12 protein-coding genes are annotated in these 15573 nt (G+C 60.1%); 6 read left to right on the top strand and 6 right to left on the bottom strand.

What is annotated here, in order from left to right:
• Positions 1 to 257: 257 nt before the first annotated feature.
• From JN524_RS00245 to JN524_RS00260, 4 genes are all read right to left on the bottom strand, one after another.
• Positions 258 to 704 (bottom strand): hypothetical protein, encoded by a 447-nt coding sequence (locus JN524_RS00245; protein WP_202368038.1) that lies wholly within the window; start codon positions 702 to 704, stop codon positions 258 to 260.
• 166 nt (positions 705 to 870) lie between these two features.
• Complete coding sequence (gene mapR, locus JN524_RS00250) at positions 871 to 2280, bottom strand: GntR family transcriptional regulator MpaR (protein ID WP_202368039.1); 1410 nt, start codon at positions 2278 to 2280, stop codon at positions 871 to 873.
• A 219-nt stretch (positions 2281 to 2499) separates the two neighbouring features.
• Entirely contained in the window at positions 2500 to 3930 is a 1431-nt protein-coding gene (ccoG, locus tag JN524_RS00255) for a cytochrome c oxidase accessory protein CcoG (RefSeq protein WP_202368040.1), read from the bottom strand.
• Between the two features lie 195 nt (positions 3931 to 4125).
• The gene (locus JN524_RS00260) at positions 4126 to 4374 is read right to left on the bottom strand and encodes a DUF3203 family protein (protein WP_027613724.1); all 249 of its coding nucleotides are present in this window, start codon (positions 4372 to 4374) and stop codon (positions 4126 to 4128) included.
• Between the two features lie 122 nt (positions 4375 to 4496).
• Here JN524_RS00260 and JN524_RS00265 point away from each other — a divergent pair, with 122 nt between their 5' ends.
• A complete protein-coding gene (locus JN524_RS00265) occupies positions 4497 to 5009 on the top strand; it encodes an MgtC/SapB family protein (RefSeq protein WP_202368041.1) in 513 nt (170 codons plus the stop codon).
• A 128-nt stretch (positions 5010 to 5137) separates the two neighbouring features.
• On the opposite strand, the gene JN524_RS00270 is transcribed toward JN524_RS00265, so the two are convergent.
• Entirely contained in the window at positions 5138 to 5296 is a 159-nt protein-coding gene (locus JN524_RS00270; protein WP_003224520.1) for a hypothetical protein, read from the bottom strand.
• 217 nt (positions 5297 to 5513) lie between these two features.
• On the opposite strand from JN524_RS00270, the gene JN524_RS00275 reads away from it, so the two are divergent.
• From JN524_RS00275 to glgB, 3 genes are all read left to right on the top strand, one after another.
• Positions 5514 to 7511 carry an alpha-1,4-glucan--maltose-1-phosphate maltosyltransferase gene (locus JN524_RS00275; protein WP_202368042.1) on the top strand — a complete coding sequence of 666 codons (1998 nt, stop codon included), beginning with the start codon at positions 5514 to 5516 and terminating at the stop codon, positions 7509 to 7511.
• A gap of 134 nt (positions 7512 to 7645) precedes the next feature.
• Positions 7646 to 10987 carry a maltose alpha-D-glucosyltransferase gene (gene treS / locus JN524_RS00280; RefSeq protein WP_202368043.1) on the top strand — a complete coding sequence of 1114 codons (3342 nt, stop codon included), beginning with the start codon at positions 7646 to 7648 and terminating at the stop codon, positions 10985 to 10987.
• 2 nt (positions 10988 to 10989) lie between these two features.
• The gene (glgB, locus tag JN524_RS00285; RefSeq protein ID WP_095135576.1) at positions 10990 to 13221 is read left to right on the top strand and encodes a 1,4-alpha-glucan branching protein GlgB; all 2232 of its coding nucleotides are present in this window, start codon (positions 10990 to 10992) and stop codon (positions 13219 to 13221) included.
• Positions 13222 to 13368: 147 nt separating this feature from the next.
• On the opposite strand, the gene JN524_RS00290 is transcribed toward glgB, so the two are convergent.
• Entirely contained in the window at positions 13369 to 14151 is a 783-nt protein-coding gene (locus JN524_RS00290; RefSeq protein ID WP_098963919.1) for an endonuclease/exonuclease/phosphatase family protein, read from the bottom strand.
• Between the two features lie 541 nt (positions 14152 to 14692).
• On the opposite strand from JN524_RS00290, the gene JN524_RS00295 reads away from it, so the two are divergent.
• The gene (locus JN524_RS00295) at positions 14693 to 15067 is read left to right on the top strand and encodes a DUF6124 family protein (protein ID WP_202368044.1); all 375 of its coding nucleotides are present in this window, start codon (positions 14693 to 14695) and stop codon (positions 15065 to 15067) included.
• A gap of 140 nt (positions 15068 to 15207) precedes the next feature.
• Positions 15208 to 15567: a DUF6124 family protein gene (locus tag JN524_RS00300; protein WP_202368045.1), complete on the top strand. Its 360-nt coding sequence runs from the start codon at positions 15208 to 15210 to the stop codon at positions 15565 to 15567.
• The last annotated feature ends 6 nt before the right edge of the window (positions 15568 to 15573 follow it).

Genomic DNA, 15573 nt, shown 5'->3' on the forward strand with positions numbered 1-15573 from the left:
TTCTCTGTGTTGGGGCAGTGTAACTTTTGCAAGTCACTGATCTGAACAGTCCTGCCGGTTGCCGCTGGCGGGACTTTTTTGCGTCAGTCAAGTTCGTATAGGCGATTATCTGTTGTTGTCGCATAAAACTTCGTATGCGACGAGGGCGTTTGTTGATCGGGGGCGGGCATTAGAGTCTGTAAAAACGAGATGCAGGCGGGTGGAGTGAGGCGCGGAAGATCAAAGCTTCGCTCCGTGCTCACTCTGACTTGAAGTTGTTAATGCTGAACTATATGGATGTCATTAAATCCGACAATTACTTGCTCAGTTAAAGTAGGTGCTGTATGCAACTGGATCCAAAGTTCCTTCAGGTCGCTCTCGTTGATTGGCAAGCGTGCCTCCATTTGATGCCATTTCCCATCCGAGGGAGGAAAGGGAATATTAACTCTCTGGTTACCTCCAATGGCGCGGAACGTAAATTCCTTTATTTCGACCCCTTGTGGGACGGACATTCTGAATGTGATCGTTATGTCTTCCTGTTTGAAAAAGTCAGGGAACTTTTTCCTTAGATCGAGATGGGAGGATTGTTCATCAGCTGATCGCCGTAACTTAACCCCTAAGGCCCTCTCTGCTTTGTCGTCTATGACGTAACCATTCTCGCCGGCCGTACTTGACCATCTGTAGTGAAAATTCGTGTAGTCGTCAATATGGCGCTTTTCGCTCATTTCAAACTCCTTGGCATAAATTGCTTTGGATAAGGTTACTGAAAGTGAAGTTGGTAATCGGCAGTCAACTTAACTTCATCTTCAGCCTATTTTGACCTGAGCGTTTGATCTACTGTCAGAAATACTAGGTTTCTCCTGTTTTACCTGCCGTCGGTCGGATTTTGAGCTAAAACGACCGCACAATCCGCCCCAACGTCTCCATCGCCTTCTCCGAATCCTCGGTCCACGGGCTGCCGTAATTCAAGCGGATACAATTTCTGAAACGCTGGGTCGGCGAGAAGATCGGCCCCGGCGCGATGCTGATGCCTTGCGCCAACGCCATCTGAAACAATTTCAATGAATCCATCTGCGGCGGCAATTCCAGCCACAGGAAGTAGCCACCAGCCGGTTGGCTGACGCGTGTCTGCGCCGGGAAATAACGAGCGATCGCTGCGAGCATCGCGCTTTGCTGTTCTTCCAGGGCATAGCGCAGTTTGCGCAAGTGGCGGTCGTAGCCGCCGTGTTGCAGGTAGTCGGCAATGGCCGCTTGCGCCGGCATCGAGGCACAGAGCGAGGTCATCAGTTTCAGCCGTTCGATTTTCTGTGCGTAGCGCCCGGCAGCGACCCAGCCGATGCGGTAGCCGGGGGCCAGGCTCTTGGCGAACGAGCCGCAGTGCATCACCAGTCCCTCGGTGTCGAAGGCTTTGGCCGGTTTCGGTGCTTGCTGGCCGTAATAGAGCTCGGCGTAGACATCGTCTTCGATCAGCGGCACTTGATGCAGGCGCAGCAGGTCCACCAGTTCCTGTTTCTTAGCCTCGGGCATGGTCGCGCCCATCGGGTTCTGGAAACTGGTCATGCACCAGCAGGCCTTGATCGGATGGCGCTCCAGGGTCTGGGCGAGCACGCCGAGGTCGATACCGTCGCGCGGGTGCACGGGGATTTCCACGGCTTTGAGTTTCAAGCGCTCCAGCACTTGCAGGCTGGCATAGAACGCCGGAGCTTCGATGGCTACCAGATCGCCCGGTTCGGTGACCGCTTGCAGGCACAGATTCAGCGCTTCGAGGGCGCCATTGGTGATCAGCAGTTCTTCCATCGGCAGCATCAACCCGCCGACCATGTAGCGCAGGGCGATCTGTCGGCGCAGTTGCGGGTTACCCGGCGACATGTCGGTGACCACCATGCGCGGGTCCATTTCCCGTGCGGCGCTGGCCAATGAGCGCGACAGGCGCTGCAAAGGGAACAGCGTCGGGCTGGGGAACGCCGAGCCGAAGGGCACGGTGCTCGGGTCCTTGATCGATTCCAGCACCGAGAACACCAGTTCGCTGACGTCGACTTCGGTGGAGTCGTTGACGTGGCTGCTGATCACCGGCTCCGAGAAAGGACTCGGTGCGTGGGTGTTCACGAAGTAACCGGAGCGCGGTCGCGCGCGGATCAGACCGCGACGTTCCAGCAGGTAATAGGCCTGGAACACCGTGGACGGGCTGACCCCGTAGGTCTGGCTGGCGTAGCGCACCGACGGCACCCGTTGCCCGGGGCCGAGCACGCCGGAGCGGATCAGTTCAGCGATGTCGTCGGCGAATTTTTCGTAGCGTTTCATCGGGGGCCTTGGTGCTGGTTGGATGTGTAGGGTGTCAGGGAAAGCCCCTCACCCTAGCCCTCTCCCGGAGGGAGAGGGGACTGATCGGGTTGTATGTTCGAGTTACGCCGACTTGAAAGCCCGGAGTCGAACTCGGGTTTGAAAACCACTGAGATCTGCTCCCTTTCCCCCTCGCCCCCTGGGGGAGAGGGCTGGGGTGAGGGGGAGGATTCTAACGGCTCAGCGATTCATCGGCGCCACAAACCTGCTTTTCGCCACGCTATAAATCTCGGGCTCGTCGCTGTCGGCGATCTTGAAACTCAAGGTCTGCGAGCTGCTGGTCGGACGTTCGGTGGTCATCGCCACCGACACCGGCACATCGACAATCTCCCCCGGCGCCAGGCTCAGTTCGGTCTTGCCCTGCAACTGGAAGCCGTCGCCGTCCACCAGGCTCAGGGTGTAGTCCTGGCGCTGTTGGGTCTTGTTGATGACCTTGAGGGTGTAGATGTTCTCGATCTGGCCCTGACCGTTCTCGCGGAACAGCCCGCGATCCTTGGTCACGTCCAGCGAGACCATCGGCCGCTCAACCAAGGCCAGCGCCAGTGCGCCGATCATCACCAGCAGCACCGCGACATAACCAATCAGCCGAGGTCGCAGCAGATGGGTCTTGCCACCCTGCAATTCGCGCTCGGAACTGTAGCGGATCAGGCCGCGCGGGTAGTTCATTTTGTCCATGATCGAATCACAGGCGTCGATGCACGCCGCGCAGCCGATGCATTCCATCTGCAGGCCGTCGCGGATGTCGATGCCGGTCGGGCAGACCTGCACGCACAACTGGCAATCGATGCAATCACCCAGGCCGGCTTCGGCGGGTTTCACGTCGCGTTTGCGCGGGCCACGGTTTTCGCCACGGGCGACGTCGTAGGAAATCGCCAAAGTGTCCTTGTCGAACATCACGCTCTGGAACCGCGCATACGGGCACATGTGCATGCACACCGCTTCGCGCAGCCAACCGGCGTTGATGTAAGTGGCGGCGGTGAAGAACAGCACCCAGAACAGACTGACCCCGCCGATCTGCAGGGTGAACAGCTCTTCGGCCAGCGGCCGGATCGGCGTGAAGTAGCCGACAAACGTCAGCCCGGTCATCACGCTGATCGCCAGCCACAGGGTGTGCTTGGCCGCGCGCCGGGCCAGTTTGTTCAGGCCCCAGGGCGCCGCTTGCAGTTTGATCCGCTGGTTGCGTTCGCCCTCGGTGACTTTTTCGCACCACATGAAGATCCACGTCCACGAGCTCTGCGGGCAGGTGTAACCGCACCAGACCCGGCCGGCGAACACGGTGATGGCGAACAGACCGAACGCAGCAATGATCAGCAGCGCCGAGAGCAAGATGAAATCCTGTGGCCAGAAGGTCGCGCCGAAGATGTGGAATTTGCTTTCGGCCAAGTCCCACAGCACGGCCTGACGACCGCCCCAGTTCAGCCACACGGTGCCCAAGAACAGCAGAAACAGAAAGCCCGCGCCGCTGATGCGCAAGGTACGGAACAGGCCGGTGAAACTGCGAGTGTAGATGTGATTGTCGGTGGAGCCGGCCTTCGCCTTCATGGGGCGACCAGGCACATTTTTTATGGTGGGGCTTGCTTCTACGGTTCGGACGGGGATTTGTTCGCTCATGGTCGTTCGCTCATCAGCCTCCATCAGGCAAATGAACTATGAGCGTCGATCTGTTTGCATAACAGACTCAGCTATTTGAATAAAAAGCGTATCAGATGGCTTTTGATCCAGGCCCTGCGACAACTTGAAGCAGCCCGCAGACGCAGGCGCAAACGCCTATCGCAGACGTCTGCACCGGGGGTTGATCCGGATCAGTCAAATCACCGAATCACTCTCGTCAGCCTTCAGGTGCTTGCGGCCATCCTTCGCACCGGCGACGGTCAGTGCATCGGCTTCTGCTTCGGTGATGTAAACGCGCCGGCCTTCAATCTCTACGAACGACATGGCTTTTTCGCTATCGGTTTTGACTTCCAGCGTGTCGCAGATACGAATTTCCTCGCCATTTTCGACGGTGAAAAAACACACTTTTGCTTCGGGATTGGATTCATCGATTCGAACGGGCATGAGGCTGTCCTTTTTTCATGAGTACCTGAAAGGTTAGGGCGCGCGCTTTGCTGATCGTTCTGCGCAACTGATTAATGGTCGCCGCTGTCCATCCACTAACGACAGATAAGAAGGATGGAGCGATGAACGCCTGGTGGCATGAAGTGTGGGTGACGCTGCAAGCGGAGTTCGCCGACGTCGGCGATGCCTCGCAACTGACGCGCATCACCGTGCGCCTGCTGATGGCGGCGGTGCTGGGCGGGATTCTGGGTTTCGAGCGGGAGCACAAGGGCAAGGCCGCCGGGGTGCGCACGCACATGCTGGTGGCACTAGGGGCGGCGCTGTTTGTGCTGGTGCCGCAGACCTCAGGGGCTGAATCCGATGCGATGAGCCGGGTGTTGCAGGGGGTGATCGCCGGGATCGGCTTTCTCGGTGCCGGTACGATTCTGAAGAATCAGGAAGGTGACGAAGGGCATGTGAAAGGATTGACCACGGCAGCCGGGTTGTGGATGACGGCGGCGATCGGCGTGGCGGCCGGGTTGGGCAGGGAAGCGACGGCGCTGCTCAGCACTTTGCTGGCGCTGGGGATTTTCAGCGTGATGCCACGGGTGGTCAGGATGTTCGAGAAGGAAGGGGAGAAAAACCGCCATCTGTAACAACCCGCAATCACCCTGTAACCCCCCCTGTAGGAGCTGCCGAAGGCTGCGATCTTTTGACGTTGATTTTAAAAAACAAGATCAAAAGATCGCAGCCTTCGGCAGCTCCTACAGGGAGGGCGTGGTGCTCAGACGATGACGGGCGGCATCGTCGTCGGCGGTTCTTCCTTCGGCGGTGGCGTGGTGCCCGGTGGTTCCTGCTCGGGAATCGGCTGCGGCTCGGTCTCGGGCAGGGTGGGTTTGTCGATGTTCGGATCAGGCGTTTCGGCCGGGATCGGGATGTTCATCTGTAGACCTCCGTGTGGCACATGGCGTGAGAAGTGCTTAAGTGGATTGACCACCGTGTGATGAATTCGATCCGCTTTTCTGACCAGACAAATCCCTGTGAACTTTTCCCCGCGCCGGTCGCTCGGAACCTAAGTGAGTTCAAGTCGGGGCCGGTGCCTCATTGTGAACACTGTTCCGGCACAAGAGCGTCCTTGGGGCGTTAAGGAGAGATGCTCGATGTCTGCTGAAAAACCTTCAGAGCAGAGCTACAACCCGCACATGCCGCTGTCGCAGGCGTTGCTGCTGCCGCGCATCGTGATCGAAAACACCATGCCGACCCTCGATGGCGGGCAGTTTGCCGTGAAGTCGATCGTCGAGCGTGACGTGATCGTCACCAGCAAGGTCTTCGCCGACGGCCATGACAAGCTGGCCGTGCGCATCCGCTGGCGTGCCGAGGGCGAAGAGTCCTGGCATAGCGAGGTGATGACCGAGCTGGGCAATAACAGTTGGCAGGGGCAGTTTCGTCCCGACCGCCAGGGTCGCTATCTGTACTGCATCGAAGCGTGGATCGACCATTTCGCCAGTTTTCAGTACGAACTGGAGAAGAAGCACAACGCCGCCGTCCCGGTATCGCTCGAACTTCAGGAAGGCCGCAGCATGGTGCAGCAGGCCGCCGAGCGCAGCGACGGTCAGCTCAGCGAACAACTCGCCGCCTTGCACCATGAATTGTCCGGCCTGCTCGAAACCGAGCAGGTGGCGCTGTTTTTGCACTCGCGCAGTGCGCAATTGATGGCGCAGGCCGATCACCGTGCCTATCTGAGCCTCAGCGCCGAATTCCCGGTGGATGTCGAACGGGAACTCGCCGAGTTTGCCAGTTGGTACGAGCTGTTTCCGCGCTCGATCACCGACGATCCCAAGCGTCACGGCACCTTCAACGACGTGCACTCGCGTCTGCCGATGATTCAGGACATGGGCTTCGACGTGCTGTACTTCACGCCGATCCACCCGATCGGCCGCGCCCACCGCAAGGGCCGCAACAATTCCCTGACCGCCGGCCCGGATGATCCGGGCAGTCCGTACGCGATCGGTAGTGAGGAGGGCGGGCACGAGGCGATTCACTCGCAGCTCGGTACTCGCGAAGACTTCCGCCGGCTGGTGGCCGCCGCCGCTGAGCATGGCCTGGAAATCGCCCTCGATTTCGCCATTCAGTGTTCTCAGGATCACCCGTGGCTCAAGCAGCATCCGGGCTGGTTCAACTGGCGCCCGGACGGCACGATCAAATACGCGGAAAACCCGCCGAAGAAATATCAGGACATCGTCAACGTCGACTTCTATGCGCCGGACGCGATCCCCAGTCTGTGGGTCGAGCTGCGCGACATCGTGGTCGGCTGGGTCAACGAAGGCGTGAAGATCTTCCGTGTCGACAATCCGCACACCAAGCCGCTGCCGTTCTGGCAATGGCTGATTGCCGATGTGCGGGCACTGCACCCCGAAGTGATGTTCCTCGCCGAGGCGTTCACCACGCCGGCGATGATGGCGCGTCTGGGCAAGGTCGGTTATTCCCAGAGCTACACCTATTTCTCTTGGCGCAACACTAAGTCGGAGCTGGCGACCTACTTCAGTGAACTCAACGAGTCGCCGTGGCGTGAATGCTACCGGCCGAACTTCTTCGTCAACACGCCGGACATCAACCCGGCGTTCCTGCATGAGTCGGGGCGGCCGGGGTTTCTGATCCGCGCGGCGCTGGCGACCATGGGCTCGGGCTTGTGGGGCATGTATTCCGGTTATGAGTTGTGCGAAGCGGCGCCGGTGCCGGGCAAGGAGGAATACCTCGATTCGGAGAAGTACGAGATCCGCGTCCGCGACTTCAATGCGCCGGGCAACATCATTGCCGAAATCGCCCAGCTCAACCGCATCCGCCGGCAGAATCCGGCGCTGCACACGCACCTGGGGCTGAAGGTCTACAACGCCTGGAACGACAACATTCTGTACTTCGGCAAGCGCAGCTTTGACGGCAGCAATTTCATTCTGGTGGCGGTGAGCCTCGATCCGCACAACGTGCAGGAAGCCAATTTCGAGCTGCCGCTGTGGGAGATGGGCCTGCCCGACGACGCAACCACCCACGGTGAGGACTTGATGAACGGGCATCGCTGGGACTGGCATGGCAAGTATCAGTTCATGCGCATTGACCCGGCGTACCAGCCGTTCGGGATTTGGCGGATTACTGCCGCGTAAGACACACACCGACCCGTGTAGGAGCTGCCGAAGGCTGCGATCTTTTGCCTTTGATTTTTAGAAGCAAGATCAAAAGATCGCAGCCTCCGGCAGCTCCTACAGAGGAATCGCACAGAATTCAGCAGGAGTTTCACATGGCGAAGAAACCCAAGGCAGCCACCTTTATCAAAGACCCGCTCTGGTACAAGGATGCGGTGATCTATCAAGTTCACGTCAAATCTTTTTTCGACTCCAACAACGACGGGATCGGCGACTTTCCCGGCCTGATCGCCAAACTCGATTACATCGCCGAACTCGGCGTCAACACCATCTGGCTACTGCCGTTCTACCCGTCGCCACGTCGCGATGACGGTTACGACATCGCCGAATACCGAGGTGTGCACAGCGACTACGGGACCATGGCCGATGCCAAGCGCTTTATCGCCGAGGCGCACAAGCGTGGTTTGCGGGTGATCACCGAGCTGGTCATCAACCACACCTCGGATCAGCACCCGTGGTTCCAGCGGGCGCGCAAGGCCAAGCCCGGTTCGGCGGCGCGCGACTTTTACGTATGGTCGGATGACGACCAGAAGTACGACGGCACGCGGATCATCTTCCTCGACACTGAGAAGTCCAACTGGACCTGGGACCCGGTCGCCGGTCAGTACTTCTGGCACCGTTTCTATTCGCACCAGCCCGACCTCAACTTCGACAATCCGCAAGTGATGAAAGCGGTGCTGTCGGTGATGCGTTACTGGCTGGACATGGGCATCGACGGCCTGCGCCTCGACGCGATTCCGTACCTGATCGAGCGCGACGGCACCAATAACGAAAACCTGCCCGAGACCCACGATGTCCTCAAGCAGATCCGTGCCGAGATCGACGCCAATTACCCGGACCGCATGCTGCTGGCCGAGGCCAACCAATGGCCGGAAGACACCCAGCTGTACTTCGGCGACACCGATGCCGAGGGCGTCAACGGCGACGAATGCCACATGGCCTTTCACTTCCCGCTGATGCCGCGCATGTACATGGCGCTAGCCCAGGAGGATCGCTTCCCGATCACCGACATTTTGCGGCAGACCCCGGAAATTCCTGCCAACTGCCAGTGGGCAATCTTCCTGCGCAACCACGATGAGTTGACGCTGGAGATGGTCACCGACAAGGAGCGCGACTACCTGTGGAATTACTACGCCGCTGACCGCCGCGCGCGGATCAACCTTGGCATTCGTCGGCGTCTGGCACCGTTGATGGAGCGTGATCGTCGCCGCGTCGAGTTGCTCAACAGCCTGCTGCTGTCGATGCCCGGCACGCCGACGTTGTATTACGGCGACGAAATCGGCATGGGCGACAACATCTACCTCGGCGACCGCGACGGCGTGCGCACGCCGATGCAATGGTCGATTGACCGCAACGGCGGCTTCTCCCGCGCCGATCCGGCCAGTCTGGTGCTGCCGCCGATCATGGACCCGCAATACGGTTATCTGTCGGTCAACGTCGAAACCCAGGCCGGCGACCCGCACTCGCTGCTGAACTGGACGCGACGCATGCTCGCCGTGCGCAAGCAGTCCAAGGCGTTCGGTCGTGGCACGCTGAAGATGCTTTCGCCGAGCAACCGACGGATTCTGGCCTACACCCGCGAGTTCACCGACGCCGACGGCAAGCACGAAATCATTCTCTGCGTGGCCAACGTCTCGCGCAGCGCGCAGGCGGCGGAACTCGATCTGTCGGCCTACGTCGGCATGGTCCCGGTGGAGATGCTCGGCGGTAACGCGTTCCCGCCGATCGGCCAGTTGAATTTCCTCCTGACCCTGGCGCCGTACGGTTTCTACTGGTTCGCTCTGGCCACGGAAAACCAGATGCCGAGCTGGCACGTGGAACCGGCGCAGAGCCTGCCGGACTTCACCACCCTGGTGCTGAAAAAACGCATGGAGGAACTCCTCGAAACGCCGACCCGCAACACCCTGGAGCAGAGCATCCTGCCGAGCTGGCTGCAGAACCGCCGCTGGTTCGCCGGCAAGGACGCGGCCATCGAGCAGGTCAATCTGGCCTACGGCGTGCGCTTCGGCGACGCGCAGCATCCGGTGCTGCTCAGCGAGATCGAAGTCACCAGCGCCGGGCAGACCAGTCGCTATCAATTGCCGTTCGGCTTCATCGCCGAAGATCAGGTCGGGCCGGCGTTGCCGCAGCAACTGGCATTGTCGCGTGTTCGTCGCGGGCGTCAGGTCGGTCTGATCACGGATGCCTTCAGCCTTGAAACGTTTGTCCACGCGGTGCTGCAAGGCATGCAGAGCAACACCGTGCTCAACTCCGAACAGGGCGAGATTCGTTTCGCGCCGACCGCGCAGCTGGAAAAACTCGGCCTCGGTGCCGAGTCGGAAGTGCGCTATCTGTCGGCCGAGCAGTCGAACAGTTCGGTGGTGATCGGCAACAGCCTGGTGCTGAAGCTGATCCGCAAGGTCGCCTCCGGTGTGCACCCGGAACTGGAAATGAGTGCGTACCTGACCGAGGCCGGTTTCGCCAACATCTCGCCGCTGCTCGGCTCGGTAATCCGCCGCGACGCCGCAGGCGAAGACAATCTGCTGATGATCGCCCAAGGCTATCTGAGCAATCAGGGCGATGCCTGGGAATGGACGCAGAACAACCTCGAACGGGCGTTGCGTGATGAGCTGGCGGACGCGATGTCCGAGCAGGAACAGCATTACAACGCCCTCGGCGAACTGAAGGACTTTGCCGGCATGCTCGGCCAGCGTCTGGGCGAAATGCACCAGGTGCTGGCGGCGCCGAGCGACAACCCCGACTTCGCCCCGCAAACCACCAGTGCCAAGGATGCTCAAGCCGCCGGCAAGGACGTTGCGGCGCAGGTCGAGCATGCCTTGAAACTGCTGAAGCAACATCAAAGTCATCTGAGTGCGGCGGATCAGAAAATGGTCGCGCGACTCCTGGACAACAAAAAGGTCATCCTCGGCCATGTGCAGGAACTCGCGCAAAAAGCCGTGGGCGGCTTGCGTATCCGTGTCCACGGCGACTTGCACCTGGGGCAGGTGCTAGTGATCAAGGGCGATGCCTACCTGATCGACTTCGAGGGTGAACCGGCGCGGCCGCTGCACGAGCGGCGTGGCAAACACAGTCCGTACAAAGACGTCAGCGGCGTGCTGCGTTCCTTCGATTACGCGGCGGCGATGACCATCAACGTACACAACGTCGATCACAGTCCAGAGTCCGAAGCGGCCCGCCATCGGGTTGCCGAGCGCTACCTGCGTGAGGCGCGCGACGCATTTGTTCAGGCGTATCGCCAAGCGGCAGCTAGTCTTGATCATGCCTGGCAGGATCCTGCGGGTGCCGACGCTGCGCTTGCGCTGTTCGGCCTGGAGAAGGCGGCCTATGAAGTGGCCTATGAAGCCGAAAATCGCCCCACGTGGCTGCCCGTGCCGTTGCACGGTTTGTATGGGTTATTGACAGGGCTTAAACCCTTTTCCGATCTTGGTGGAGAGTAGTCATGAGTTTCTCGAACAAGGAACAGGGTCACGCTAAAGAAGCGTTATTGCCGGCGGCGCGGGACATCGACGCCCTGGTGCGCGCTGAACACCACGACCCGTTTTCCATTCTCGGCCCACACGGTGATGGTGCCGGTGGGCAATTCATCCGCGCTTATCTGCCGGGTGCGTTGAAAGTCGAAGTGCTGGACAAGGACAGCGGTGAAGAACGCGGCGAGCTGCAAGCCACCGAAACCCCGGGGCTGTTTGTCGGTCACTTCGATCAGGCGCGACCGTATCTGCTGCGCACGCGTTGGGCCGGCGGCGAACAGGTGGCGGAAGATCCCTACAGCTTTGGCCAGTTGCTCGGCGAGATGGATTTGTATCTGTTCGCCGAAGGCAATCACCGCGACCTCAGCAGTTGCCTCGGCGCGCAACTGACCACGGTCGATGGCGTTGATGGCGTGCGTTTCGCCGTGTGGGCGCCGAATGCTCGCCGAGTGTCGGTGGTCGGTGATTTCAACGTCTGGGACGGTCGCCGGCATCCGATGCGCCTGCGGCATCCATCCGGGGTCTGGGAGTTGTTCATTCCGCGCCTGCAAGCAGGGGAGTTGTACAAGTACGAAATCCTCGGCGCCCACGGCATCCTGCCGCTGAAGGCTGACCCGATGGCCTTGGCCACCAGTCTGCCGCCGGACACTGCTTCGAAAGTCGCCGCGCCGCTGCAGATCAACTGGCAGGATCAGGACTGGATGAACGGCCGCCGCGAGCGGCAGAAGCATTCAGCGCCGCTGTCGATCTACGAATTGCATGCCGGATCGTGGCAATGCGAGCTGGACGATCTGGGCGAAGTCGCCCGCCAGTATACCTGGCCGGAGCTGGCCGAGCGGCTGATTCCTTACGTCAAGGAGCTGGGTTTCACCCACATCGAACTGATGCCGATCATGGAGCACCCGTTTGGCGGCTCATGGGGTTATCAGTTGCTCTCGCAATTCGCCCCGAGCGCCCGTTACGGCACGCCGGAGCAGTTCGGTGAGTTCGTCGACGCCTGTCACCGCGCCGATATCGGCGTGATCCTCGACTGGGTGCCGGCGCATTTTCCTACCGATACCCATGGCCTGGCGCAGTTCGACGGCACCGCGCTGTACGAATACGGCAACCCGCTGGAAGGCTTCCATCAGGACTGGGACACGCTGATCTACAACCTGGGGCGCACCGAAGTGCACGGCTACATGCTGGCGTCGGCGCTGCACTGGTTGAAGCATTTCCACATTGACGGTCTGCGCGTTGATGCGGTGGCCTCGATGCTCTATCGCGACTATTCGCGCAAGGCCGGCGAATGGGTGCCGAACCGTCACGGCGGGCGCGAGAATCTGGAGGCGATCGATTTCCTCCGCCATTTGAATGACGTGGTCGAGCTGGAAGCCCCGGGGGCGCTGGTGATCGCCGAGGAGTCCACCGCATGGCCGGGCGTCAGTCAGAGCACGCAGCAGGGCGGCCTCGGTTTTGCCTATAAATGGAACATGGGCTGGATGCACGATTCGCTGCACTACATCCAGCAGGACCCTGTGTACCGCGCGCACCATCACAACGAATTGAGTTTCGGCCTGGTTTACGCCTGGTCCGAGCGTTTCATCCTGCCGATCTCCCACGACGAAGTGGTGCACGGCAAGCACTCGCTGATCGACAAGATGCCCGGCGACCGCTGGCAGAAATTTGCCAACCTGCGCGCCTATCTGAGTTTCATGTGGACCCATCCAGGCAAGAAGCTGTTGTTCATGGGCTGCGAATTCGGCCAGTGGCGCGAGTGGAATCACGATCAGCAACTGGACTGGTACCTGCTGCAATACTCGGAACACAAAGGCGTGCAGAAACTGGTCGGCGACCTCAACCGCCTGTACCGCGAGGAACCGGCGCTGCATGACCAAGACGATGCGCCGCAGGGCTTCCAGTGGTTGATCGGCGATGATGCGATCAACAGCGTGTACGCGTGGCTGCGCTGGAGCAAGGACGGCAAACCGGTGCTGGTGGTGGCCAACTTTACTCCGGTGCCGCGTCAGTCGTACCGGGTCGGGGTGCCGTTCGCCGGGCGCTGGAACGAACTGCTCAACAGCGATGCCGACACCTACGCCGGTTCGAATTATGGCAATGGCGGCGGGGCGTTTACCGAAGAGGTGCCGAGCCATGGCCAGTCGTTGTCGCTGGAGCTGAATCTGCCGCCGCTGGCGGTGTTGATTCTCAAGCCGGAGGGTTGATCCAGACACCGCTAACCCTGTGGGAGTGAGCTTGCTCGCGAAGAGGTCGGAACATTCAACATCTCTGTTGCCTGATTCGCCGTCATCGCGTTCAAGCCTGCTCCCTCAGGCGTTTTCGGTGATCCGGGGATCGCTGCCGCAGCAGGATTACAGGTGCACTTCCACCGCCAGCGGCAAATGATCCGACAAGTGTGTCCACGGCTTGTTGCCGAGGATCTGCGGGTCGTGGCTGCTGGCATTGCGCAGGTAGATGCGGTCCAGGCGCAGCAGTGGAAAACGCGCAGGGTAGGTCTTGGCCGGGCGGCCGTGGTGGCGTTCGAAGGCTTCGTGCAGGTAATCGCGGCGGGCGAGGGCGGCATTGCCCTGCAGCTGCCAGTCATTGAAGTCGCCGGCAATGATAACCGGCGCATCGTCGGGCAATGATTCGAGCAACTGGCAAAGCAGCTGCAACTGCAATTGGCGGTGGCTTTCCAGCAGACTCAGGTGCACGCAGATCGCGTGGACTTCGGCGTGGCCCGGTACGTCCAGCACGCAGTGCAGCAGGCCTCTGCGCTCGGGGCCGGTGATCGACACGTCGAGGTTGCGGTATTCGCGGATCGGGTATTTCGACAGCAGGGCATTGCCATGGTGGCCATCGGGGTACACCGCGTTGCGCCCGTAGGCAAAGTCGCTCCACATGCTGTCGGCGAGAAATTCGTATTGCGAGGTTTGCGGCCACTCGTGGTAGCGATTGGAATGTCGCTCGTGTTCGCCCACCACCTCCTGCAGAAACACCAGATCAGCCGAGGTGCTGCGCACCGCTTCGCGCAGTTCCGGCAGGATGAAGCGCCGGTTGAGGGCGGTAAACCCCTTGTGAGTGTTGACCGTCAGCACGCGCAGGCGATGGATGACGGGTGCGTCGACGGCGTGACGCTTGGGATCGCTGGACACGTTCACTCCTCTGAAAAAACGGCTTCCTGTTCATGCGACTGGTCTGTGAGCGGGCAGTTCCTTCCAGATGCCCCATGCCGTAATACAAATCACCAGAGCCGCCAGAAAACCTGTGGGAGTGAGCCTGCTCGCGAAAGCGCTCGACCAGACATCATCAAAAAAACCGAGCAGCCTCGGACATAAACGTGAATCGGCAAGCGCGTTTAAAATACACGAACCGTTACGCCATAACGGCTACAACGCCTTGCGCCGTTACCTACGCCTACGCCAGAATCCGCCGGCTTACACGGCTATGCGTTGGGCTTATCGTTTCTCTGTCACTGGAAAACAGTGATCGGGTTTGGTAGCCCATTTCGGTACGGTCGTATGGCGTCACCTTATGTAGCCTCTTTTGGGGGCTCAGTTTTATGGTGGACATGCGTGGGGCTCATTCGTGAGCGCCGGGTTCCGTATCGACCGGTCTACCAACCCGCGCATGGCCGCCACCCATCGTTTGGTAGCGAGGGTGATGGCTCCTATTTCTCGATACGGAGTTTCATCCATGTTCAAAGCCACACCCAACCCCCCGGACGTCGACCCTATCCCGTACGACCCGGCCCTCGATCCGCAGAAGATAAAAGCGGCAACCGACCGCGCCATCAATTTCTACCTCAACCCTGGCGCCCTGAAGATCTCGATCCCTTCAGTACCGTCAGGCAAATCAAGCCGAATCTTCCTCATCGACCCCACCGTGGACGAAGAAACATTGCTGGTCGAGGCCTGCGAGTCGTTAGCGGCCGCCAGCGACATGGCCCGCGATATCGGCGACACCGTCGACCACTCACAGCGCCGGGCCATGCTGATGCTGCATCAGGTGATCATGCTCAGTGAACTGATGGTCAACCGGGTACTGGACGGCCGCCGCGTGCCGAACTAACTGCCCGGTCCCCTGTAGGAGCTGCCGAAGGCTGCGATCTTTTGATTTTGTTTCTCAAGATCAAGATCAAAAGATCGCAGCCTGCGGCAGCTCCTACAGGTCATCATTCTTTCAAAGTGTCTTGATCGGAGTTCCAGCTGATGTCCGAAACCCCACCCAATCCGCCGGCCACAGACCCGGTATCGCCCTACGAATCCCTCAACTCCAGAAAACTTCACGAAGCCGCCGAACGTGCCCTCGACCACTACCTCGCACCCGCGCAAATCATGGCAACGCCATACACCCCCAGCAGCATGTTCCTCGTCAATCCACAAACCGACACCGAATCCCTGCTGGCCAACGCCTGCGAATCCCTGGCCTCAGCCACGGTCATGCTCGGCGATTTCGCCGGCACGCTGGAAGGGCCGAGTCGCAATACGGTGTTGGGCATTGCGCAAGTGGTGATGCTGGGGGAGTTGGCGGTGAATCAGGCGCTGGATAATGTTGTGCCCAGGGAATAGGCGCTG

This window comes from Pseudomonas sp. MWU318, assembly GCF_016756945.1.
In the GTDB taxonomy this organism is placed as follows: Bacteria; Pseudomonadota; Gammaproteobacteria; order Pseudomonadales; family Pseudomonadaceae; genus Aquipseudomonas; species Aquipseudomonas putida_A.